1 protein-coding gene is annotated in these 1,151 nt (G+C 56.1%); it reads left to right on the forward strand.

The features are described 5' to 3' along the window. Nucleotides 1-490 precede the first annotated feature (490 nt). The gene (locus tag ACYQ1A_RS21775; RefSeq protein ID WP_499365820.1) at nucleotides 491-784 is read left to right on the forward strand and encodes a hypothetical protein; all 294 of its coding nucleotides are present in this window, start codon (nucleotides 491-493) and stop codon (nucleotides 782-784) included. The last annotated feature ends 367 nt before the right edge of the window (nucleotides 785-1,151 follow it).

Consider the following 1,151-nt stretch of genomic DNA (forward strand, 5'->3'; position numbering starts at 1 on the left):
AAAATCCGTGCTTGGGCCTGCACGCCTTTACCAGAAAAAGCGCATTGGGGATCTCTGCCTGTACAATTTGAACCAGCGCCTGGGCATGGGCCCGGGGGCAGTATCGGTGCTGGGGTTGAGGGCTTGGTGTACGGCAGGATGCGGTAGGGTGCTCTGTTGCGGCAAAGGAAACAACGACTCTCTATCGGGCAGTCACGCAAGGTGAGCTGAAGCAAATTCAGGCTACTGGCAAGTTTGAGGCTGGCGCGAATTCTCTGGGTGGTAAGTGGTTTGCTGAAACCTCAGAGCACGCAGAGCAATGGGGCAATGTGATGAACGGCCCCGGCAACTCGACAATCTTGCACGTGGAAATGCCAACTGCTCAAGCCAGCCAGCTCATGCGGCTAGATCGGTTGGATGACATTGGCCCAGCACGTTACGGCGAACTAGACCAGTTGTTAGGAGTGACCATCAAATGTTAGCTGCTGATTACTGGCGAGGAGTCTTGGTAATGGCCGAGTCTGTTAAGGTGCGCGTGCAGTGGTCACCGGAGAAGTTGGCGAATTTGCCGTCATCCAATACTTATTCCACTGTGGCAAAGTTTTCTGAAGATGCTGCGACGTGGCCTAGTGAGGCATGGAGTGTGGTATTGGAATTCGATTCTCCGGTCGTTGCGCATGCTGCTTCGTTCAATGCAACGGCTCGATTCCTTATGCCAACGGCGCCGATTGAGAGATTGAAGCCAGGCTGTATTTTTGAGCTATACGAAGGCTTCAAACGTACAGCTACCGTCAACGTGCTTTAAGCATTGATCACTTTAGGAGACGACTTCCCGTCTTCGCTCATTTCATCAAGCCGGTGCCGAGAAATCCGCACCGGCTTTTTGCTGCCTGCTCGAATCGTTGCCGACGCGCCACGTCGGTAAATCCCCATCGTCGTGGGCGAGCAGCAGGGAGGACACGCCGGCAGCGGCAGCGACAGCGAGCGCGCCGCCTTGCTGGCCTTGCTCGATGAAGAAGCCCAGGAAGAAGAGGACGACACGCCATGAGCAAACGCCCCAAGCGCACAATCACGTTACGCCTGCCCGACGAATTCCTGGACGTGTGCGAGGAAGACGGCATAGCCCCGGAAACCCTGCTGCGCGGCTTCGTCGCCGACTTGGCCGGCATCAT

The organism is Silvimonas sp. JCM 19000 (genome assembly GCF_054652575.1).

Coding starts and splice junctions, on each gene's coding strand:
- ACYQ1A_RS21775 (WP_499365820.1), top strand. CDS start 491: ATGGCCGAGTCTGTTAAGGTGCGCGTGCAGTGGTCACCGGAGAAGTTG.